The sequence below is a fragment of the Roseobacter cerffii genome (genome assembly GCF_054226325.1).
Window position 1 is genome coordinate 3,918,569 of record NZ_CM135757.1, and the last position, 21,108, is coordinate 3,939,676.

15 protein-coding genes and 1 pseudogene are annotated in these 21,108 nt (G+C 64.5%); 10 read left to right on the top strand and 6 right to left on the bottom strand.

The genetic code is table 11. The annotated features are described in order from the left end of the window. Positions 1 to 43 precede the first annotated feature (43 nt). The 4 genes and pseudogenes from ACVC7O_RS19100 (at position 44) to ACVC7O_RS19115 (ending at position 3,547) form a co-directional block, all read left to right on the top strand. Positions 44 to 1,276 carry an FAD-dependent oxidoreductase gene (locus ACVC7O_RS19100; RefSeq protein WP_458323706.1) on the top strand — a complete coding sequence of 411 codons (1,233 nt, stop codon included), beginning with the start codon at positions 44 to 46 and terminating at the stop codon, positions 1,274 to 1,276. Positions 1,277 to 1,304: 28 nt separating this feature from the next. Further along, positions 1,305 to 2,354: pseudogene (locus ACVC7O_RS19105) on the top strand (PLP-dependent cysteine synthase family protein); the annotation flags it as partial. A 114-nt stretch (positions 2,355 to 2,468) separates the two neighbouring features. After that, a complete protein-coding gene (locus ACVC7O_RS19110; RefSeq protein WP_458326117.1) occupies positions 2,469 to 2,852 on the top strand; it encodes a glutaredoxin in 384 nt (127 codons plus the stop codon). Next, the gene (locus ACVC7O_RS19115; protein ID WP_458323707.1) at positions 2,834 to 3,547 is read left to right on the top strand and encodes a GNAT family N-acetyltransferase; all 714 of its coding nucleotides are present in this window, start codon (positions 2,834 to 2,836) and stop codon (positions 3,545 to 3,547) included. The genes ACVC7O_RS19110 and ACVC7O_RS19115 overlap by 19 nt, the downstream gene beginning before the upstream one ends. Before the next feature lie 6 nt (positions 3,548 to 3,553). Here the strand turns inward: ACVC7O_RS19115 and ACVC7O_RS19120 are convergent, their stop codons facing one another. Further along, a complete protein-coding gene (locus ACVC7O_RS19120; RefSeq protein ID WP_458323708.1) occupies positions 3,554 to 4,516 on the bottom strand; it encodes an AraC family transcriptional regulator in 963 nt (320 codons plus the stop codon). Between the two features lie 241 nt (positions 4,517 to 4,757). After that, positions 4,758 to 7,055 (bottom strand): adenosylcobalamin-dependent ribonucleoside-diphosphate reductase, encoded by a 2,298-nt coding sequence (locus ACVC7O_RS19125; RefSeq protein ID WP_458323709.1) that lies wholly within the window; start codon positions 7,053 to 7,055, stop codon positions 4,758 to 4,760. 123 nt (positions 7,056 to 7,178) lie between these two features. Here ACVC7O_RS19125 and ACVC7O_RS19130 point away from each other — a divergent pair, with 123 nt between their 5' ends. Beyond that, on the top strand, positions 7,179 to 7,613 hold the full coding sequence (locus ACVC7O_RS19130) for a DUF1489 family protein (protein WP_458323710.1): 435 nt from the start codon (positions 7,179 to 7,181) through the stop codon (positions 7,611 to 7,613). Between the two features lie 3 nt (positions 7,614 to 7,616). Here the strand turns inward: ACVC7O_RS19130 and hisG are convergent, their stop codons facing one another. The 3 genes from hisG to hisS are packed head-to-tail and all read right to left on the bottom strand — an operon-like array spanning position 7,617 to position 11,046. Beyond that, positions 7,617 to 8,309 (bottom strand): ATP phosphoribosyltransferase, encoded by a 693-nt coding sequence (gene hisG, locus ACVC7O_RS19135; protein WP_458323711.1) that lies wholly within the window; start codon positions 8,307 to 8,309, stop codon positions 7,617 to 7,619. Beyond that, the gene (locus ACVC7O_RS19140) at positions 8,306 to 9,379 is read right to left on the bottom strand and encodes an ATP phosphoribosyltransferase regulatory subunit (protein ID WP_458323712.1); all 1,074 of its coding nucleotides are present in this window, start codon (positions 9,377 to 9,379) and stop codon (positions 8,306 to 8,308) included. The genes hisG and ACVC7O_RS19140 overlap by 4 nt, the downstream gene beginning before the upstream one ends. Next, on the bottom strand, positions 9,376 to 11,046 hold the full coding sequence (hisS, locus tag ACVC7O_RS19145) for a histidine--tRNA ligase (RefSeq protein ID WP_458323713.1): 1,671 nt from the start codon (positions 11,044 to 11,046) through the stop codon (positions 9,376 to 9,378). Before hisS ends, ACVC7O_RS19140 begins: the two co-directional genes overlap by 4 nt. Before the next feature lie 105 nt (positions 11,047 to 11,151). Here hisS and ACVC7O_RS19150 point away from each other — a divergent pair, with 105 nt between their 5' ends. Further along, positions 11,152 to 11,346 (top strand): SlyX family protein, encoded by a 195-nt coding sequence (locus ACVC7O_RS19150; protein ID WP_458323714.1) that lies wholly within the window; start codon positions 11,152 to 11,154, stop codon positions 11,344 to 11,346. 67 nt (positions 11,347 to 11,413) lie between these two features. Here ACVC7O_RS19150 and dnaE read toward each other — a convergent pair whose 3' ends face one another. Then, positions 11,414 to 14,914: a DNA polymerase III subunit alpha gene (gene dnaE / locus ACVC7O_RS19155; RefSeq protein ID WP_458323715.1), complete on the bottom strand. Its 3,501-nt coding sequence runs from the start codon at positions 14,912 to 14,914 to the stop codon at positions 11,414 to 11,416. A 224-nt stretch (positions 14,915 to 15,138) separates the two neighbouring features. Between dnaE and xdhA the strand changes: the two genes are divergently transcribed. From xdhA to ACVC7O_RS19175, 4 genes are read left to right on the top strand one after another with little or no spacing between them, the layout of a single operon-like run. Next, positions 15,139 to 16,512, top strand: a complete 1,374-nt coding sequence (gene xdhA, locus ACVC7O_RS19160; RefSeq protein WP_458323716.1) for a xanthine dehydrogenase small subunit — start codon at positions 15,139 to 15,141, stop codon at positions 16,510 to 16,512. Then, positions 16,509 to 18,794, top strand: coding sequence for a xanthine dehydrogenase molybdopterin binding subunit (gene xdhB, locus ACVC7O_RS19165; protein WP_458323717.1), 2,286 nt, complete (start codon positions 16,509 to 16,511; stop codon positions 18,792 to 18,794). The genes xdhA and xdhB overlap by 4 nt, the downstream gene beginning before the upstream one ends. Continuing rightward, positions 18,791 to 19,552 carry a xanthine dehydrogenase accessory protein XdhC gene (xdhC, locus tag ACVC7O_RS19170; RefSeq protein ID WP_458323718.1) on the top strand — a complete coding sequence of 254 codons (762 nt, stop codon included), beginning with the start codon at positions 18,791 to 18,793 and terminating at the stop codon, positions 19,550 to 19,552. The genes xdhB and xdhC overlap by 4 nt, the downstream gene beginning before the upstream one ends. Continuing rightward, the gene (locus ACVC7O_RS19175; RefSeq protein ID WP_458323719.1) at positions 19,549 to 21,063 is read left to right on the top strand and encodes an ABC transporter ATP-binding protein; all 1,515 of its coding nucleotides are present in this window, start codon (positions 19,549 to 19,551) and stop codon (positions 21,061 to 21,063) included. The genes xdhC and ACVC7O_RS19175 overlap by 4 nt, the downstream gene beginning before the upstream one ends. The last annotated feature ends 45 nt before the right edge of the window (positions 21,064 to 21,108 follow it).

Genomic DNA, 21,108 nt, shown 5'->3' on the forward strand with positions numbered 1-21,108 from the left:
GACGCCCGGCGGCATCGCCGGGCGCGCCCCGGAGACTTGCCACATGACACATACAACTGCGATCATCATCGGTGCCGGGCAATGCGGCCTCGCCATGAGCCACGCGCTGTCCCGACGTTCGGTCGACCACCTGGTGATCGACCGGGGCGAGATCGGCGAAAGCTGGCGCACGCAGCGCTGGGACAGTCTGCGCATGCTGACACCCAACTGGGCCAACGGGCTGGACGGCGCGCCTTACGCAGGCCCCGCGCCCGATGGCTTCATGACCCCACCCGAGTTTGTCGCGCAGCTTGAGCGCTATGCGGAGACCATTGGCACAAAGATCCGCACACAAACCGCCGTCCAGCGGGTCGCGACCCAAGGCGACCGGTTCGTGGTCGAGAGCGATGCGGGGGTCTTCACCGCGCGGGTCGTGGTGGTTGCGACAGGGGCTGCCGCACGGCCGATTGTGCCCGCCGTGGCCCAGCATGTGCCACCCGAGATCGTCCAGATCACGCCGGACCGCTATCGCCGCCCATCCGACCTGCCGCCAGGCGGTGTCCTGGTGGTGGGCGCCTCGGCCTCGGGTGCGCAGCTGGCGCGGGAATTGCGGCTGGACGGGCGCGCGGTGACGCTGGCCGCGGGCAATCACGTCCGGCTGCCGCGCCGCTATCGCGGCGAGGATATCGAGCATTGGCTGCATGTGACCGGTGTGCTCGACCAGTTGAACGACGATATCTTTGACCTGGCGCGGGCCAAGAAGCTGCCGTCGCCGCAGTTGATGGGCGATGTGGACAGCATTGATCTCAATGCCCTTCAGGCGCTTGGCATCTCCGTGGTTGGGCGGCTCGCCGCGATCCGGGATGGCAGGGCGCTGCTCTCGGGCGGGCTGGCCCATCTTGCGGCTTCGGCGGACCTGAAGATGCACCGGCTGCTGGACCTCGCCGATGCCTGGGTCGCCGCGCAGGACCTCGAGTTTCCCGCACCAGACCGCCCCGCACCCACCGTGCTGCCGGACCCGCCGGTGTTGTCGCTGCCTCTGGATGATGGCGCGATCACCTCCATTCTCTGGGCCACCGGCTTTGCGCCCGACTTTTCATTCCTCGACGTGCCCAGCTTCGACGCACGGGGGCGGTTGGCGCATGAAGGCGGGGTATGCGCGGTGCCGGGGCTCTACGTGCTGGGACTGCCGTTCCTGCGCCGTCGGCGCTCGCACCACATTTCCGGCGCGAGCAGCGATGCGGCAGAGCTTGCCGCGCATCTTGCCACCCATTTGCAAAGCCGCTCGGCGGCGTGACCTGACAAAGGAGATCTTTCCGATGAACATGCCTGTGACCCCCGCCATGGAAGGTGCCGCTGGCCCCCGGGCCTCGATCCTGCAGACCATTGGCGACACGCCCGTGGTCCGGCTGAACCGCATCGGGCCGCGCGATGTGAACCTCTTCGTGAAGCTCGAAGCCTTCAACCCGATGGGATCGGTCAAGGACCGCATGGCGCTTTCGGTCATTGACGCCGCCGAAAAGGCCGGTGCGCTGAAACCGGGGCAGACCGTGATCGAGGCCACCTCCGGGAACACCGGGATCGGGCTCGCGATGGTCTGTGCGCAGCGGGGCTATCCGCTGGTGATCGTGATGGCCGAGAACTTCAGTCTCGAGCGCCGCAAGCTTCTGCGCTTCCTCGGCGCAAAGGTGGTGCTCACCTCGGCGGCAGAGCGCGGCACCGGCATGTTCCGCACCGCCGAGGCGCTGGCGGAAAAACACGGCTGGTTCTTTTGCCGACAGTTCGAGAATGAGGCCAATGCAGCCGTGCATTCGGACACCACGGCGGTCGAGATCCTGCGGGATTTCGCACAGGTCGGTCTCGACTATTGGGTCACCGGGTTTGGCACGGGCGGGACGCTCAAGGGCACCGCGCGCACGCTGCGGCTGGTCAGCCCCGCGACCCGGATCGTGGTGGCGGAGCCGGAGAACTCGCAGCTTCTGTCCAGCGGCATCGCGCAGCAGCGCCGCCCGGACGGCGCCGCCGCCCGCAGCCACCCAAATGCACGCGCGCACCCGGTGCAGGGCTGGTCGCCGGATTTCATTCCCAAGCTGGTGGGTGATGCGGTGGACGCCGGGCTGATCGATCAGTTGCAGCCGATCTCGGGTGCGGATGCGTTGAACGTCGCGCAGGATCTCGCGCGCTCGGAAGGCATCTTCTGCGGGATCAGTGGCGGCGCCACCGTCGCGGCAGCCCTCTCGGTCGCGGAGACCGCGCCCGAGGGCGCCAATATTCTGGCGATGGTTCCGGACACCGGCGAGCGCTATCTGACGACACCCCTGTTCGACCATATCGACGTTGAGATGTCGGAGGAGGAGCGCGGGATCGCCACCTCCGTTACCGTGCCCCGGGCGAAGAGACCCAGCGACGGAGCGCAGGCGCAACCGGTGTCAGCCGCGGCCACGGCCTTCGTGGAAGAGGTCATCACGGACGCGCAGCAGCCGATCGTCATGTTCGGCTTTGAATGGTGCGAGTTCTGCTGGTCGATCCGGCGCCTCTTTGACGCGGCGGGCGTGCCCTTTCGCGCCGTCGATGTGGACACGGCCCATTACCGCAAGGACGATTGGGGCGGTGAGGTGCTGCGCGCGCTCTTTGCCCGCACCGAGATGCGCACCGTGCCGCAAGTCTTTATCGGTGGCACGCTGGTGGGCGGCGCCTCGGATGTGCTGGCGGGCTTCGGGACAGGCAAGGTACAGGCGTTGCTTGCCGCCCTGCCCCATCCGATCCACGCCCAGGCGGTGCCTGACCCGATGCAGTTCCTGCCGAAATGGGTTGGCAGGCCCGCCCCGCAACCCGCGACGACAGAGGCAGGCAGATGCGACACGAAGCGCTGAACCTCGATGTGCCGCGCACGCTCGATCATCCGATCTGGGCCGCGCTGAACACCTTCCAGGCCGATCTGGGACAGCGCAACGGGCTCGCTGGAATGTTTCGGCCTGAGGTGGCGCCCTTCGGCACCATGGGCCCGGGGGGTGCAACCGACCCCGCGGCGCTGGCGCAGCTGATCGGGCAGCATCCCGACGGCACGGTCCTGATGCAGGCCGACCCGATCCTCGCCAGCGCGGGGCTGGTCGCGGTGGATCGCGCGCCGGGGGTGCAGATGCTGCCGACCCGCGCGGTGGATGCCATCGACGGCCCCGACACCTGTGACCTGACCCCCGAGGATGTGCCCGAGATGATCGACCTCGTCACCCTCACCCAGCCGGGGCCGTTTCGGCGGCACACCCAGGTGATGGGCGCCTATTTCGGCGTCAAATCCGAGGGCCGGTTGGTGGCCATGGCGGGCGAGCGTCTGGCCTTTCCGGGCTACACCGAGATCAGCGCGGTCTGCGTGCATCCCGATCATCGCGGCAAGGGGCTGGCCCGGCTGTTGACGGCGCATGTGGCCGCGCAGATCGCAGCGCGCGACGAGGTGCCCTTCCTGCATGCCTATGCCTCGAACACGGCGGCGATCACGCTCTATGAAAGCCTCGGATTTTCGGTGCGCTGCATGATGTACATTGCGCGCCTGGTCCCCGCCGCGCCGTGAGCGCGGTTATGCGGCGGCGCGCCATTGGGCGGGGGCAAGCCCATGCACCCGTTTGAACGCCCGCGAGAACGCCTCGGGCGCGTCATAGCCGACACGGGTGGCGATCTCGGCGATGGTCATCTGCTGGTCCTGGAGCAGCAGGAGCGCCTGCTGCATGCGCTGCATCAGGATGTAGCGCCGTGGGCCCATGCCCATGATCTCGGTGAACCGGTTGACGAAGGCCGAGCGCGACATGTTCACCTCGGCGGCCAGCGCCTCGACACAGAGCGGGCGATCAAGCGCGCCGTGAATCCGCGACAGGGCCTTGGCGACGCGCGGATGTGTCATGCCACCGAGCCAGCCGGGGGGCTGCTCGGTCTGCTCGATATAGGCGCAGAGCGCTTCGGTCAGCAAAAGCTCGCACAGGCCCGAGGCGGCCCTGCCATGGCTCAGCTGGCCCTGCACGAATTCAGTCGCCGCCATGATGGCAGAGGCTTCGACCCAACGGCGCTTGGCCAGGCTTTCGATGCTGATGATCAGAACGTCCGGCAACAGATCAAAGAGCGGGGTGGAGCCCGCATGGCTGGCCATGAAACCACACAGCATCCGCGCGGGCGCGCCCCCGCCGTGATGCCGGACCTGCACCAGACCATCGGCGCCTTCGGGCAGGATCAGGTCATCGCTGACCAAGGGCAGCTGGCCGGTGGAGCTGGCCAGAACATGTTTGGCATTGCCGGGCAGAAAGATGACATCCCCCGGTTTGGCGCGGTGGTGCTGGCGGTAGCCCGGCCCGTCATCCATCGAGAGCAGGATGTCTCCCTCGATCACCACGTGATAGGCGATGACCTGTCGGGGAATGGGCATGAAGGGGCGGCAGTCTTCCTCGGTGACATGGGCGGTGATGGCCCAGGGTGCGGTAAATTCCGCATTCAAGAACACCGCGCCCGAAAGATTGAGCGCGCGGACGATATCAGAAAGGGGGTCAAACATGATTTACAACTTTTCAAAATAAACAAGGACTTGCGGAGGCGATCATGCCTCAGCAGAGCGCGACCATCGGCCTTGGCAGGCACGCAGGCAATCAGCGCAATGCGTCAGGCCAGCCTAGGCCCGCACGTATCGGGAAGTCCTGAAGGAAAGTTGAAAATTCCGTAAAGGCGCACTCTCAGCCCGCTCGACCTGCGCGCAGAGAGATTGGGAGCTTTGTGAAAAAAGCGGGCGCCTGGCTAGTTCAACCGCATTTGGAATAGCCGCAACTGCCGCAGGTCATGCAGCCTTCCACCATACGCAGGTCGTACTGGCCACAGCTGCTGCACGCCTGACCGCGTCCACCGTCGAGCCCCACCACCTGCGCCTGCGGGTCCGATTTCAGACCCATGCCTTCGCCGGCGATGAAACCGGTCGCGATCATATGTTGTTCGATCACACCACCGATGGCCGCGAGGATCGAGGGGATGTACTTGCCCTGCATCCAGGCCCCGCCGCGCGGATCGAAGACGGCCTTCAACTCCTCGACCACGAAGGACACATCGCCGCCGCGCCGAAACACGGCCGAAATCATCCGCGTCAGCGCCACGGTCCAGGCGAAATGCTCCATGTTCTTGGAGTTGATGAAGACCTCGAAGGGCCGCCGGTGGCCGTTCAGGACGATGTCGTTGATGGTGATATAAAGCGCGTGCTCGCTGTCGGGCCATTTCACCTTGTAGGTGTTGCCTTCCAGCTCATTGGGCCGGTCCAGCGGCTCAGACATGTAGATCACATCGCCATGCGGCTGCTGCGGCTCGGCCGCATCGGTGGTGATCACCTCAGGGGCACTCTTGTCCGCCGGTGCCTCCTCGGCCACGCTCAGCACGGATCCCGTGACCGCATTGGGCCGGTAGGTGGTGCAGCCTTTGCAGCCCGTGTCCCAGGCCTGCATGTAGACGTCCTTGAAGGCGTCAAAGCTGATGTCTTCCGGGCAGTTGATGGTCTTCGAGATCGAGCTGTCGACCCATTTCTGTGCCGCCGCCTGCATCTTCACGTGGTCCGATGGCGCCAGTGTCTGGGCATTCACGAAGTAGTGCGGAAGCTCCGCGTCACCGAACTTCTCGCGCCAGAGCTGCACGGCGTAATCAACCACCTCTTCTTCCGTGCGGCTGCCGTCTTTCTGCAGCACCTTGCGATTGTAGGCATAGGCAAAGACGGGCTCGATCCCCGAAGAGACATTGCCCGCATAAAGGCTGATGGTGCCAGTTGGCGCAATCGAGGTCAGAAGCGCATTACGGATGCCATGGTCGCGCACCGCCTCGCGCACATCCTCATCCATCATCTGCATGGTCCCGGACGCGAGATAGCCCTCGGCATCGAACAGAGGGAACGCGCCCTTCTCCTTCGCCAATTGCACCGACGCCAGGTAGGCGGCGCGGGCGATCTGGTGCAACCAGCGCTCGGTCTGACGCGCCGCCTCGTCCGAGCCATAGCGTAGCCCAACCATCAAAAGCGCATCCGCCAACCCCGTGACGCCCAGACCAATCCGGCGCTTGGCCTGCGCCTCGCGCGCCTGCGCCTCCAGCGGGAACTTCGAGGCATCAACCACATTGTCCATCATGCGCACGGCCACGGCGACCAGATCGTCCAGCGCGGCCTCATCCAGCGCGGCGGCCTCCTCGAACGGGTCACTCACCAGCCGCGACAGGTTGATCGAGCCGAGAAGGCAGGCGCCATAAGGCGGCAAGGGCTGCTCGCCGCAGGGGTTCGTCGCTGCAATCGTTTCGCAATAGTTCAGGTTGTTCGCGGCATTGATCCGGTCGATGAAAATCACACCCGGCTCGGCGTAATCGTAGGTCGCCTGCATGATCCGGTTCCACAGATCACGGGCCTGCACGGTCCGATAGACCTCCTCCCCAAAAACCAGGTCCCAGGACCCATCGGCCTTCACCGCCTCCATGAAGGGGTCGGTCACCAGCACGGACATGTTGAACATGCGCAGGCGCGCGGGGTCGGATTTGGCCGCGATGAAATCCTCGATGTCCGGGTGGTCGCAGCGCATCGTCGCCATCATCGCACCGCGCCGCGAGCCTGCCGACATGATCGTGCGGCACATCGCATCCCAGACGTCCATGAAACTCAGCGGCCCGGAGGCATCCGCCGCCACGCCTTTCACATCCGCGCCCTTGGGCCGGATGGTCGAGAAATCATAGCCGATGCCGCCGCCCTGCTGCATGGTCAGCGCGGCCTCTTTCAGCATGTCGAAGATACCGCCCATGCTGTCGGGCACAGTGCCCATGACAAAGCAGTTGAAGAGCGTCACCTGCCGCGCGGTGCCCGCCCCTGCCGTGATCCGCCCGGCGGGCAGGTATTTGAAATCTTCCAGCGCAGCGTAGAACCGATCCTCCCAGGCCGCAGGATCCGCCTCGACCTTCGCCAGATCTTTCGCGATTCGGCGCCAGGTGTCTTCGACTGTCGCGTCAATGGCTGTGCCGTCCGCCTCTTTGAAACGGTACTTCATGTCCCAGATCTGTTCGGCGATGGGAGCGGCAAAGCGGGTCATGCTGATCGATTCCTTGATGGCGGCCAGAAGGCCGCCAATCTACCACCTATTGAAGCTTTGGGCAATTGGACTACGATATCTGCTATCAAGACAGATTCTGTGCGTGGGTCGGTGGGAAAGCCTGTGGATAAATCCTGTGTAAACCTGATTAAGCTCTCCGTGGGCTCTGAAACCGTGGACAGCCTTATCGCGTGGCAGGCGACCAAGCGTGCGCAGGGGCCCGATGGCTTGCCGCGCCACATCACCCGGATGTGGCCGAAACGCGAGGCGGAGATCCTCAACGGCGGCTCGATTTACTGGGTGGTGAAAGGCGTGCTGCAATGCCGCCAGCGCATCCTGCGACTGGACGAGGTGATCGGGCAGGACGGCATCCGCCGCTGTGCCATCGTGTTGGACCCGGAGGTCATTCGCACCCAGTCGAGCCTCAAGCGCCCGTTCCAGGGCTGGCGCTATCTCAAGGTCGAAGACGCACCGCCAGACCTGCCGAAAGGGCGCGAGAGTGAGGAGGCTCTGCCGGTCGAACTCAATCGGGCTCTGGCCGAGATCGGCGTGCTCTGACGGTCAGCCCGCCAGCTGCGCGACCAAAGCCGCTGCCACCGCGCGCTCATCATCGGACACTTGTGCCACACGGCTGCGCCACAGCGTCGCTTGCGAGCGCAGAATGGGCGCCTCCTCCAGTACCTTGAGGTGATTGGCGCGCAGGGTCTCGCCGCTGGAGGTGATGTCGGCAATCATCTCCGCTGTTTCATTGGCCACCGTGCCTTCGGTCGCGCCCTGGCTGTCGACCAGCGCGTAATCGGCCACACCCGCATGGCGCAGATGCTCGCGCACCAGCCGGTGGTACTTGGTGGCGATCCGCAGGCGCATTTGGTGCTTGGCGCGGAAAGCCGTGGCCGCCGCGTCGAGATCATCGAGTGTGTCCACATCGACCCAGGCTTTCGGCACCGCCAGCACTAGATCGGCATGGCCAAAGCCCAGCTCGGCCAGAGGCTCCACCTGCTGTTCCCAGAGCGGCAGCTTTTCCTGCACCAGATCGGTACCCGTAACGCCGAAGTGCAGCCGCCCGGCCGCCAGCTCGCGCGGCACTTCTCCCGCCGAGAGCAGCACCAGAGAGACGCCGCCAATCCCCTCGACCGCGCCCGCATATTCGCGGTCAGACCCGGTGCGTGTCAGCGTGATGCCGCGCTGACCAAACCAGTCGAAGGTCTTCTCCATCAACCGCCCCTTGGAGGGCACGCCCAGCTTCACGCTCATACCTCCAACTCCAGCATCAGGCCGGGGCGCAACACGCCACCCACAGCCGGGATTTCCGCGCCATTCCCCAGCCGCCGGGTCAGCGCGTCGTAGCGCCCGCCAGTGGCCACGGCGGGCAGATCCGCGCGCTGCGGACTGAAAAAGCCGAAGACAAACCCGTCGTAGTATTCCATGGATGTCCGGCCAAAACTCGCCTCGAAGGGCAGGGCCTCCACGTCCACGCCGCGCGCGGCGAGGGCCTCCGCGCGGGCCGCCAGCCCGTCCACCGCCTTGCCGATGCTCGGCAGATCAACGGCGATGTCGCGCAGTCGCGCGAGCGCGTAGGGCACGGTTTCGCGCACGTTCAGCAGCGCGTCGAGCAGGTCCACCTCGGCGCCGCTGAGCGGGGGCTCGGCGGCATCTGCCCGTAGGCGGGCCACCCGTGCGTCGATCTCGGTTTGGGTACGTTTGCCGATGAGCGGCGCATCGCAGTCGAGCGTGCCGTCGAGCAGCTTGGCGCGGCGGGCGGAGACGGCGAGGCGGCCCGCGTAGCGTTCGAGCAGGGCGCGGAACCGGCGCGGACGCCAGATGTGCCGCAAGAGCGCGGCCTTGCGTGCATCGCTGGTGTTGAGCCCGCGTACGGCGGCCATCAATATCCCGATGTCGCCGGTCGCTGCACGCAGGTTCAGGGGTGCCACGGCCTGCGCGAAGAGCGCGAAGACCTCCGCATCCGCCGCCGCCGGGTTGGCGCGGTCAAAGACCTCGTAGCCTACTTGGACGAACTCATTGGCTCGGTCGGGGTCGTGTTCCTGGCGGCGGAAGACTTCGCCGGAGTAGGTGTAGCGCGCAGGTTCGGCGCCGTGCGCCATGTGCATTTCCACCACAGGCACGGTGAAATCGGGGCGCAGCATCTGCTCGCCCCGCAGTGCATCCGTGGTCACATAGGCGCGCGCGCGGATTTCCTCGCCATAGAGGTCGAGCAGGGTCTCGGCCGGTTGCAGAATGGGCGTCTCGACCGGCACAGCGCCCGCCGCCTCGAAGGTGGCGCGCAGCTGAGCCGCGCGCGCGAGCGTCTCGGCGCGGGTGGTCATACCTCTGCGCTGCCGTCCGGCAAGCCGTGCTGGCTGAGGATCTCGCGGACCTTCGCCACGAGGTCGTCACGCGGCACTTCAAACTGGCTGGGGCGGTCCTTCCACTCTTCCAGCGTCGCGCTCTCGGCGATTTGCGCGCCGAGGATCAGGTCTTTGATCTGCACGACGCCGCGCTCTTTTTCGTCTCCACCTTCGATCACGGCGACCGGGCTGCCGCGCTTGTCCGCATACTTGAGCTGGTTGCCGAAATTCTTCGGATTGCCGAGGTAGACCTCCGCCCGGATCCCAGCCTGCCGCAGCTCCGCGACCATGGCTTGGTAATCGGCCATGCGGTCGCGGTCCATCACGGTCACGACGACCGGACCTGCGTCGGTTGCAGCCATCCGCCCCTTAGCCTGCAGGGCAGCGAGCAGCCGGTCGACCCCGATGGAAACGCCTGTGGCCGGGACTTCCTGCCCGGTGAAGCGCTTGACGAGATCGTCATAGCGCCCGCCGCCCGCCACGGAGCCAAAGTTGCGCGTGCGGCCTTTCTCGTCCTGAATGTCGAAGGTCAGTTCGGCTTCGTAGACCGGGCCGGTGTAGTAGCCGAGGCCACGTACAACGGATGGGTCAACTTGAAACCTCACGTCGGAGTAACCCGCGCTCTCCACCAATTCTTGGATGCTGCGAAGTTCTTCGACGCCTTCGAAGCCAACAGCTGAGTCACCGATCAGGCTCTTCAAGTGCTGGATCACACGACGATTCCAGATGTGCCGGTAGTCGCCATAGCGCATCTTCTCCTCGCGGTCCCGAAATGCAGGGTCGACAGAGTATCGAGCGCAGTGCAGTTGGCGCGCGCGATCAGCATCGCCTTCGGCTTCGGCGTTAGCTGCTTCTTCGGCGAGCTTGTTGCCGACCTCGAAATGCGAGTTTACAAACCCCATCACTTTATCGATTTGCAGGGTTGATAGGCCTGCGCCTTCGGTGAAGTCGCCGCTCTCGTCCTTGCGACCTGCTCCAAGCAGCGCGCGGACACCATCTGGCCCGAGCCGATCCAGCTTGTCTATGGCGCGTAGGACGATACCGCGTTCGCGTTCTTTGTCATCACCCGCGAGGCCAGCGACTTCGAGCACGCCGTTCAGCACCTTGCGGTTGTTCACGCGGATCACGTAGTCGCCGCGGGGGATGCCGACCTCTTCGAGGCAGTCGGCGAGCATCGCGCAGATTTCGGCGTCAGCAGCGACCGAGGGGGCGCCGACGGTGTCTGCATCACATTGATAGAACTGGCGGAACCGCCCCGGACCCGGCTTTTCGTTGCGCCAGACGGGGCCCATCGCGTAGCGGCGGTAGGGTTTGGGCAGGTCGTTCTGGTGCTGGGCGTAGACGCGCGCCAAGGGCGCTGTCAGGTCATAGCGCAGGGCGAGCCAGTCGCCCGGCTTGTCAGCCTCGGCGTCCTCCTGCCAGGCGAAAACACCTTCGTTGGGACGATCCACATCGGGGAGGAACTTGCCCAGAGCCTCAACGGTTTCGACACCTGAGCTTTCCAGCGCATCGAAGCCATACCGATGATAGACCGCCGCAATCTTGCGCAGCATTTCGGCGCGCTGGGTGACCTCGGCGCCGAAATAGTCACGAAAGCCCTTGGGCGTTTCCGCCTTGGGACGTGGGGTCTTTTTGGGTTTGGCCATGATGCACCTTTTGGCATGCCGGTTTCGCGCGCGGTCTAGCCCAAGGGGGGATGGGGGGCAAGGCGCGGTCTTTATTGCGCGCCCGCCACATGCTAGGCGCAGGCCATGGAAAAGCTGGAAGAACAGATTGCGCATCTGACGCGGACGGTCGAGGAGCTGTCAGATGTGGTGGCGCGGCAGGAGGCGGAGATCGCAACGCTGACCCGCCGGGTCTTCATGCTGATGCAGCGCGAAGGCGAGCGCGAGGCGCAGGGGTCAGGCGGTGTGGTCCTGGGCGATGAGCGGCCGCCGCATTACTGAAAGGTGCCGCGTGCCATTGACTGTGGGATCGCCTCCGGCGGGAGAATTTCTGGAAGGGTGAAGAGGCTTAGAGATCCTGCACTTCGAGCACGCCTGAGAGGGATTTGATCGCGCCTTTGATCTGCGGGTTCACCGCGAAGTCAGCCCCCAGATCAACCTCGACCTCGCCGGGCAGGTCCGGGTCGATCAGGCACAGCTCAACCGGGCCCCGGCCAGCAGTCTTCGCCGCGGCGGCCGCATCCTGCAGCACGGTCGCGACCGCGGCAATCGCCTCAGGCGCCTCGACGAAGACACGGAGGCCCATGCCGCCGGCATCCGCCGTGACAGTATCGATGGGCGCAACGGAGCGGCCGAGCAGCTTGAGTTGGTCCGCCTCCATCGTGGCCTCGACGGTCACCACCACCTTGGCGCCCGTTTCCAGGTGCTCGCGTGATTTTTCCAGCGTTTCGGAGAACAGCGTGACCTCGTAGGCGCCGGTGGTGTCCGACATCTGGCAGAAGGCGAAACGGTTGCCGCGGGCCGATTTGCGCTCCTGCCGACCAGCCACGACACCCGCTAGCTTGGCGATCAGAGGCGCGCGCTCAGCCTTGGTCAGGACCTCGTCGAGGGTGATCACATCTTTGCGCTTGAGTGGCCCCATATAGTCATCGAGCGGGTGGCCCGAGAGATAGAAGCCGACAGCAGTGAATTCTTCAGCCAGCCGTTCGGCGGGCAGCCAGTCTTGCACCGGATGCAGGCGGGGTTCGGGCAGATCTTCACCCGCTTCTCCGAAGAGCGAGACCTGGTTGGAGGCCTTCTGGTCGTGGATCGCCGCAGAATAGGCCACCAGCGCATCCAGCGCATCGAAGACTCGGCGACGGTTGGTATCAAGCTGGTCGAAGGCGCCGGAGCGCGCGAGCATCTCCAGCGGGCGTTTGCCGACACGCTTGAGATCGACGCGGCGGGCGAGGTCGAAGAGCGTGGCGAAGGGTTTGCCCGCGCGCCCGTCGGTGATCAGCTTCATCGCCTCGATCCCGACGTTCTTGAGAGCACCGAGCGCGTAGACCAGCGCGCCATCCACCACCTTGAAGGTGGCATCGGAGCGGTTCACACAAGGAGGCACCCAGGGCAGGTCGAGCTGTTTGCGCACCTCTTCGAAGTAGACGGCAAGCTTGTCGGTGAGGTGGATGTCGCAGTTCATCACACCAGCCATGAATTCCACCGGGTGGTTCGCCTTGAGCCAGGCGGTCTGGTAGCTGACCACCGCATAGGCGGCGGCGTGGGACTTGTTGAACCCGTAGTTGGCGAATTTGTCGAGGAGGTTCCAGACCTCCATCGCCTTGTCCTTGTCGACGCCGTTCTTGGCCGCGCCTTCCAGGAATTTCGGGCGTTCGGCGTCCATCGCCTCCTGGATTTTCTTGCCCATGGCGCGGCGCAGCAGGTCAGCGCCACCAAGCGAATAGCCCGCCATCTCCTGCGCGATCTGCATCACCTGTTCCTGGTAGACGATGATGCCCTGGGTCTCATCCAGAATATGATCGATGGTCGGGTGCAGGTTTTCGCGCGCGCGGAGGCCGTTTTTCACCTCGCAGTAGGTCGGGATATTCTCCATCGGGCCAGGGCGGTAGAGCGCCACGAGGGCCACGATGTCTTCGATACAGGTGGGCTTCATACGCTTGAGCGCGTCGATCATCCCTGAGCTTTCCACCTGGAAGACCGCAACCGTTTTGCCTGCGGCATAGAGCTTGTAGCTCGCCTCATCATCGAGGGGGATGCCGCCGATGTCATTCTCCATGCCGTCGGCGGGCAAATAGAGCTCGGTGCCGTCGGCGGCCATATGCAGCTTGCGGCCTGAGCCGAGGATTTGCTCGACCGCGTTCTGGATGACCGTGAGGGTCTTCAGGCCTAGGAAGTCGAACTTCACCAACCCCGCCTGTTCGACCCACTTCATGTTGAACTGGGTGGCGGGCATGTCGGAGCGCGGGTCTTGATAGAGCGGCACCAGCGCATCCAGCGGGCGGTCGCCGATCACCACACCAGCGGCATGGGTGGAAGCGTTGCGGAGCAGCCCCTCGACCTGTTGGCCGTAGGTGAGCAACCGGTTGACGACTTCTTCGTTGCGGGCCTCTTCGCGCAGGCGCGGCTCGTCGGCCAGCGCCTTTTCGATGCTCACGGGCTTCACGCCTTCAACGGGGATCATCTTGGAGAGCCGATCCACCTGACCATAAGGCATCTGCAGCACGCGCCCGATGTCACGCACTGCGGCTTTGGAGAGCAGCGCACCGAAGGTGATGATCTGGCCGACCTTGTCACGGCCGTATTTCTCCTGCACGTAGCGGATCACTTCTTCGCGCCGGTCCATGCAGAAGTCGATGTCGAAGTCGGGCATCGAGACCCGCTCGGGGTTCAGGAAGCGTTCGAACAGCAGTTGATAGCGCAGCGGGTCAAGATCGGTGATAGTGAGCGCATAGGCCACGAGACTGCCCGCGCCCGAACCGCGACCGGGGCCCACCGGAATGTCATGCTCCTTGGCCCATTTGATGAAATCGGCCACGATCAGGAAGTAGCCGGGAAAGCCCATGCCTTCGATGATGCCAAGCTCGAAATCGAGCCGCTGTTCGTACTCTTCGACCGTCGCCGCATGGGGGATCACGGCAAGCCGGTCTTTCAGGCCCGCGTGCGACTGTTTGCGCAGCTCTTCAATTTCATCATCGGCGAACTTCGGAAGGATCGGATCGCGGCGATAGGCCTGAAAGGCGCAGCGTTTGGCGATCTCGACCGTATTCTCGATGGCCTCGGGCAGATCGGCGAAGAGCGTGACCATCTCGGACTGCGACTTGAAGTAATGCTGGGCCGTCAGGCGGCGGCGCGCCTCTTGCTGGTCCACATAGGCGCCTTCGGCAATGCAGATCAGCGCGTCATGCGCCTCGTACATGTCCGAGGCGGGGAAATAGACGTCATTTGTCGCAACAAGCGGCAGGCCCATCGCGTAGGCCATTTCGACAAAGCCGCGCTCGGTCAGCCGTTCGGCCTCGGGTTGGCCGCCCTCGCCCGGATGGCGCTGCAGCTCGACATAGATACGGTCGCCGAAGATCTGGTGCAGCCGGGTCATCAGCGCCTCGGCGGCGGGGCGCTGACCGGCTTGCAGCAGCTTGCCCACCGGGCCCTCCGGACCGCCGGTTAGACAGATCACATCAGCCGAATAGGTCTCGAGCTGGTCGACGGTGACCTGCGGTAGCGCCCCGCCTTTATCCACGTAAAGGCAGGAGTTGAGCTTCATCAGATTCTCATATCCCCCCTCGCTCTGTGCCAGCAGGACAAGCGGGGCGGGCAGCGGGGGTTTCTCGCCGGGCCGGGCCTCCACATAAGAGAGATCGGTCTGGCACCCGAGGATGGGCTGCACACCCGCACCCGACATGGCCACGGAAAACTCGAGAGCGGCGAACATGTTGTTGGTGTCGGTCAGCGCGAGCGCGGGCATCTCGGCCTTGCGGCACAACTCGGGCAGTTTCTTCAACCGAAGCGCACCCTCCAGGAGCGAGTACTCGGAATGGCTGCGCAGGTGAATGAATCGCGGATGTGACGTCATGGGCCGACCCTAGTGGAGCGCTGGCACCGCCGCCAGCACGAACACCCGCGCCCGTCATTTTTTGAGCGCAGCAGACGCAACCGCCCGCATCCTCTCGCCTTTTCCCTTGCAAACCCCGGCGGGCCACGCTTAGCCTCGGATCGGTTAACGCTCGCCCGCCGTTCTACGCCGCATCGAACGCCGGGCATCTGGGGCTCTTCTGGTACCGCGGCGGGTCTGACGGCATGGACATTACGTTTCGCCTGAACGGAGAAACAGTGGCGCTGCGCGACGTGGCCCCAACCGTCACCCTGCTCGCCTGGCTGCGCGAAGAGCGTGGGCTGACCGGCACCAAGGAGGGCTGCAATGAGGGGGATTGCGGGGCCTGTTCGGTCATGGTCATGGATGAGAACGGCGCGCATGCGCTCAACGCCTGCATCCTGTTTCTGCCGCAGCTCAACGGCAAGGCCGTGCGCACGGTGGAGGGGATCGCAGCACCCGACGGCACGCTGCATCCGGTGCAACAGGCGATGATCGATCACCACGGCAGCCAATGCGGGTTCTGCACGCCGGGGTTCGTGGTGAGCATGGCCACGGCGCATCTGAACAGGGCCACCGATCATGATGTGCAACTGGCCGGCAACCTCTGCCGTTGCACGGGATATGCGCCGATCATTCGGGCCGCCGAAGCCGCCGCTGGTGAGCCTGTGCCGGAGCATATGCATGACAGCCCGGTTGCCGTGGGCGAGGGCGTGGGTGATGGGTCCTGGGTGCAACCCGACAGTGTGGAGGCGCTGGCTGAGTGGTACGCGAAGCACCCGGAGGCGACGCTGATCGCAGGGGCGACGGACGTCGGGCTTTGGGTCACGAAGGACTTCCGTGATCTCGGGCCAGTTGCGTTCCTGAATCGCTGCGCCGATCTGCGCGGGGTCAGCGAAACGGACGACGGGCTTCGGGTCGGCGCGATGACGACCCTCACCGAGCTGGAGGCGGCGGTTGCGCCGCTGTACCCGTCTTTTTCCGAGCTGATCCGCCGCTATGGCTCGGTTCAGGTCCGCAATGCGGCGACCATCGGCGGCAACATCGCCAACGGCTCGCCCATCGGCGACGGATCACCCGCGCTGATCGCGCTTGGCGCAACCTTGCACCTTCGGCACGGGCAGAGCCGCCGCAGCCTGCCGCTGGAGGAATTCTTCGTCGACTACGGCAAGCAGGACTGTCAGCCTGGCGAGTTTGTCGAGGCGGTGACCATCCAGGCGCAGCCCGACCGGCTGCGCTGTTACAAGCTGTCGAAGCGGTTCGATCAGGATATCTCTGCTGTCTGCGGCTGCCTTGTGGTTACCGTGGAGGATGACCAAGTCGTGAGCGCACGCCTCGCCTATGGCGGGATGTCCGGGACGCCGAAACGCGCCGGGCGCACGGAGGCGGCGCTGATTGGTCAACCGTGGTCCGAGGCGTCGGTTCGTGCAGCCATGCCGATTCTGGCGGAGGATTTCCAACCGCTCTCAGACATGCGGGCGAGCGCGGAATACCGGTTGCAAACGGCGCAGAACATGCTGCTGCGGTACTGGTATGCGGATCAGGGTGCGGCGGTCAGCACGCTGGAGGTCACCACGTGAGCGTCGCCAAGCCCCTGCCCCATGATGCCGCGCATCTGCATGTGACGGGTGCGGCGCGTTATGTCGATGACATCCCTGCACCCAAGCACGCGCTGCACCTCGCGTTTGGCCTGTCCGAAACGGCCTCTGGCATACTAGGGCGTATGGATTTGTCTGCGGTCCGAGATGCGCCGGGCGTGGTCAGCGTGATGACTGCAGCAGACCTGCCGTTCGACAACGACGTCTCCCCCTCAAACCACGATGAGCCGCTGCTTGCGACCGACAAGGTGCATTACATCGGGCAGCCGCTCTTTGTGGTGGCCGCGACCTCTCATCTTGCTGCGCGGCAAGCGGCGCGGCTTGGGCAGGTTGAGATCACCGAGACGCCGCCGATCCTGAGCATCGAGGATGCGCTGGCACAAAACAGCCGCTTTGAAGATGGGCCGCGGGTCTATGGACGTGGCGATGCTGACGCCGCGATTGCCAGGGCGCCGCACCAGATTGCCGGCCAGCTCTACGTCGGCGGCCAGGAACACTTCTATCTTGAAGGCCAGGCTGCGCTCGCCCTGCCGCAAGAAGATGGCGACATGGTGGTGATGAGTTCGACCCAGCACCCGACGGAAATTCAGCACAAGGTGGCTGAAGCTCTGGGCGTGCCGATGCACAGCGTTCGGGTTGAAACGCGGCGCATGGGCGGCGGCTTTGGCGGCAAAGAGAGCCAAGGCAATGCACTCGCCGTGGCCTGCGCGGTCGTCGCGCGCGCCACGGGGCGGCCCTGCCGGATGCGCTATGACCGCGACGACGACATGACCATCACCGGCAAGCGCCACGACTTCCGGATCGATTACACTGTTGGCTTCGACGATGACGGTGCAATTCAAGGGATCGACTTTACGCACTACGCGCGCTGCGGATGGTCGCAGGACTTGTCGCTGCCCGTTGCCGACCGCGCCATGCTACACGCGGATAACGCGTACTTCCTGCCCCGCGTTCGGATCACCAGCCACCGACTGAAAACCAACACGCAGAGCGCCACCGCCTTTCGTGGGTTCGGCGGCCCGCAAGGGATGCTTGGGATCGAACGGGTGATGGACCATATCGCGACACATCTGGGCAAATCGCCTCTGAGCGTTCGGCAGAGGAACTACTACGGCAGCGAACCGGGCGCATCCAACAAGACGACACCGTATGGTCAGGAAGTCACGGACTTCATCCTGCCGGAGATGATCGATGCTCTGGTCGTATCGAGCGGGTATGAGCAACGGCGAGAAGCTGCAACCGCCTGGAATGCGGAGAACCCTGTCCTGAAAAAAGGCATCGCGCTGACGCCCGTGAAGTTTGGTATCTCATTTACTCTTACGCATCTGAATCAGGCAGGCGCTCTGGTGCATGTGTATCAGGATGGCTCTATCCACCTGAACCACGGTGGAACCGAGATGGGCCAGGGCTTGTTCCAGAAGGTCGCTCAGGTTGCGGCGGACCGGTTCGGGGTCGACATCGCAGAGGTGAAAATCACCGCGACCGACACCGGCAAAGTGCCCAACACCTCCGCCACGGCTGCGTCGTCGGGCAGCGATCTGAATGGGATGGCGGTCAAACTGGCCTGCGATACCATACGTGACCGAATGTCCGATATGCTTGCGGAGAAGCATCAATGCGCAGCGCGCGATGTCGTGTTTGAAGGCGGCGAAGTGACCGTGTCCGGCGCAACTTACAGCTTCGCCGAGGTGGTGCAGATGGCCTATTTCGCGCGGATCAGCCTCTCGTCGACCGGATTCTACAAGACGCCGAAGGTCGAATGGGACCGGATCAGGGGTAAGGGTCGCCCGTTTTTCTATTTCGCCTATGGTGCTGCCGTGACGGAGGTGGTGGTCGACACGCTGACGGGAGAAAACCGCATTCTGCGCGCGGACATTCTGCATGACGTGGGCGCCTCGCTGAACCCCAGCCTCGATATCGGCCAGATCGAGGGGGGCTATGTGCAGGGTGCAGGCTGGTTGACCACGGAAGAGCTGGTCTGGGACGACAGCGGGCGGCTGCGCACCCATGCGCCGTCGACCTACAAGATCCCCGCCTGCTCGGACCGGCCCGATGTTTTCAACGTGGCACTCTGGGATGGCGAGAACCGCGAAGAAACGATTTATCGATCAAAAGCAGTGGGCGAACCGCCCCTGATGCTGGGGATTTCGGCCTATTCGGCACTTTGTGAGGCCGTTCAGGCCTGTGGGCCGAACTATGCCGACCTTCAAACGCCCGCGACGCCCGAGGCCGTCCTCAACGCTATTGAAAGGGCGCGGGGATGAGCGCGCTCTACGTCGAAATCCTCGCCACCAAAGGGTCGGCGCCTCGCGATGCGGGCACCGCGATGAAAGTGACGCAAACGGAGATCGCTGGCACGATCGGCGGCGGCGCCCTGGAGTACGCGGCCATTGCGCAGGCGCGCGCCATTCTCGCCGAGGACGGGCCAGACGAGGTGCGGACGTTGCCTCTTGGCCCCGGGCTTGGGCAATGTTGTGGCGGCTCCGTCACCCTGCAGTTCACGCGTAGTGAAAAAGTGGTTGACCAGGTCAGCAGGCGCAAGACGCACGAACAACAGGTCAGCGTCGGCCCGCCCCCGCGCCTTTGGCTCTGGGGTGCCGGGCATGTGGGCCGCGCGGTGGTCAACGCCTGCCCGCCGGGTGCGATTGAACTGACGTGGGTGGACAGCACGCGCAGCCGATTTCCAAAGCAGGTTGACGACGACATCACTCTTGTGCCCACAGCCGATATGCCGCGGCTGGCCGCCCGGGCGCCGCAGGATGCGCACCATCTGATCTTCACCTATTCGCACGATATTGACCTCGCCCTCTGTGCGGCCCTGCTCAAACACGGCTTTGCCTCCTGCGGACTGATCGGATCGGAGACGAAGTGGGCGCGGTTCGAAAAACGGCTGCGGCAAGCGGGGCTCGCCCCAGCATCAATCACCTGCCCCATCGGCGACAAGGCCCTGGGCAAGCACCCGGACGCCATCGCCGCAGGGGTGGTCGATGCGCTTCTGACCCAATCGAAAGTCCTCGCATGACGCCGCTATTGTCCCTTTCGGGTCTAACCAAAGCCTATCCCGGAGTCATCGCGAATGATGACGTTTCGCTGGAGATCGCCCCCGGCGAAGTCCATGCGCTGCTCGGTGAAAACGGGGCGGGCAAGTCAACACTGGTCAAGATGATCTACGGTCTCGTCAAGCCGGATCAAGGCGAGATGCAGATGCACGGGGCCCCCTTCGCTCCATCCGAGCCGCGCGCCGCGCGGGCAGCGGGCGTCGGCATGGTCTTCCAGCATTTTTCGCTGTTCGACGCGCTGACGGTCGCCGAAAACATCGCACTGGGGATGGAGAACGCGCCGAAACTGCGCGATCTCTCACGGCAAATCCGCGAGGTCTCGGACACCTACGGGTTGCCCCTGGCCCCTGACCGGATCGTGGGCGATCTCTCTGCGGGTGAACGGCAGCGGGTCGAGATCATCCGCTGCCTGCTCCAGGACCCAAAGCTGTTGATCATGGACGAACCAACCTCGGTTCTGACGCCGCAAGAAGTGGAGATCCTGTTCGAAACCCTCCGCAGGCTTAGCGCTGAAGGAACGGCAATTCTCTATATTTCTCATAAGCTTGAAGAAATACGGACGCTCTGCGACACCGCCACGATCCTGAGGTTGGGCAAGGTCGTGGGGAATTGCACGCCGCGCGAGACCACGGCGCGAGACATGGCCGAGATGATGGTGGGCAAGGTGCTGACCACCCCCACGCGTGCAGGTGTGGAACCGGGGCCCATTGTGTTGACGCTGGCAGGGCTGTCGTTGCCCTCACCCTCCGCCTTCGGCATGCCGCTGCGCGACATTTCACTGGAGCTGCGGCGTGGAGAGATTTTGGGCATCGGCGGTGTGGCTGGCAATGGACAGGACGAGTTGCTGGCTGCACTCTCCGGTGAAACGCCCGCACCTGCCGGCATGGTACAGTTTGATGGCGCGGACATCGGTACATTAGGCCCAAACGCGCGCCGGTCCCGCGGCTTGCTGGCCGCACCCGAAGAGCGCCTCGGCCACGCTGCCGCCCCCGACATGTCGCTGACTGAAAACGCAATGCTCACCGGCGCGGCGCGCGAGAGGCTTGAGCGGGGTGGGTTTCTCGACTGGCCTGCCGCGCGCGATTTTGCCGACCGGATCATTGCCACCTTCGATGTGCGCACACCTGGGCCTGCCAACGCTGCACGGTCGCTTTCGGGCGGCAATCTGCAGAAATTCGTGATCGGGCGCGAGGTACTGCAGCGGCCGGAGGTTCTGGTGGTCAACCAGCCGACCTGGGGTGTGGATGCCTCTGCCGCAGCCGCCATCCGGCAGGCCCTGCTCGATCTGGCAAAGGGCGGTGCCGCGGTGATCGTGATCAGCCAAGATCTGGATGAATTGATGGAAATTGCCGACCGCTTCGCGGCGCTGAACGAAGGGCGGTTGTCAACGCCACAGCCGACGGACGGTCTGAGCGTCGAGCAAATCGGGCTGATGATGGGTGGCGCGCATGGCATGGAGGTGGCGCATGTGTAGCGCGGAAGGCCTTCACCCCGAAGTGCAACCGACCCGCCCGGCGGT

What these genes read in the sequence shown, in the direction of transcription:
- dnaE (WP_458323715.1), bottom strand. Translation starts at nt 14,914, where the DNA reads ATGACGTCACATCCGCGATTCATTCACCTGCGCAGCCATTCCGAGTAC.
- ACVC7O_RS19150 (WP_458323714.1), top strand. Translation starts at nt 11,152, where the DNA reads ATGGAAAAGCTGGAAGAACAGATTGCGCATCTGACGCGGACGGTCGAG.
- ACVC7O_RS19140 (WP_458323712.1), bottom strand. Translation starts at nt 9,379, where the DNA reads ATGACCACCCGCGCCGAGACGCTCGCGCGCGCGGCTCAGCTGCGCGCC.
- hisS (WP_458323713.1), bottom strand. Translation starts at nt 11,046, where the DNA reads ATGGCCAAACCCAAAAAGACCCCACGTCCCAAGGCGGAAACGCCCAAG.
- ACVC7O_RS19175 (WP_458323719.1), top strand. Translation starts at nt 19,549, where the DNA reads ATGACGCCGCTATTGTCCCTTTCGGGTCTAACCAAAGCCTATCCCGGA.
- ACVC7O_RS19120 (WP_458323708.1), bottom strand. Translation starts at nt 4,516, where the DNA reads ATGTTTGACCCCCTTTCTGATATCGTCCGCGCGCTCAATCTTTCGGGC.
- ACVC7O_RS19100 (WP_458323706.1), top strand. Translation starts at nt 44, where the DNA reads ATGACACATACAACTGCGATCATCATCGGTGCCGGGCAATGCGGCCTC.
- xdhA (WP_458323716.1), top strand. Translation starts at nt 15,139, where the DNA reads ATGGACATTACGTTTCGCCTGAACGGAGAAACAGTGGCGCTGCGCGAC.
- ACVC7O_RS19125 (WP_458323709.1), bottom strand. Translation starts at nt 7,055, where the DNA reads ATGACCCGCTTTGCCGCTCCCATCGCCGAACAGATCTGGGACATGAAG.
- ACVC7O_RS19115 (WP_458323707.1), top strand. Translation starts at nt 2,834, where the DNA reads ATGCGACACGAAGCGCTGAACCTCGATGTGCCGCGCACGCTCGATCAT.
- ACVC7O_RS19110 (WP_458326117.1), top strand. Translation starts at nt 2,469, where the DNA reads ATGTTCGGCTTTGAATGGTGCGAGTTCTGCTGGTCGATCCGGCGCCTC.
- xdhC (WP_458323718.1), top strand. Translation starts at nt 18,791, where the DNA reads ATGAGCGCGCTCTACGTCGAAATCCTCGCCACCAAAGGGTCGGCGCCT.
- hisG (WP_458323711.1), bottom strand. Translation starts at nt 8,309, where the DNA reads ATGAGCGTGAAGCTGGGCGTGCCCTCCAAGGGGCGGTTGATGGAGAAG.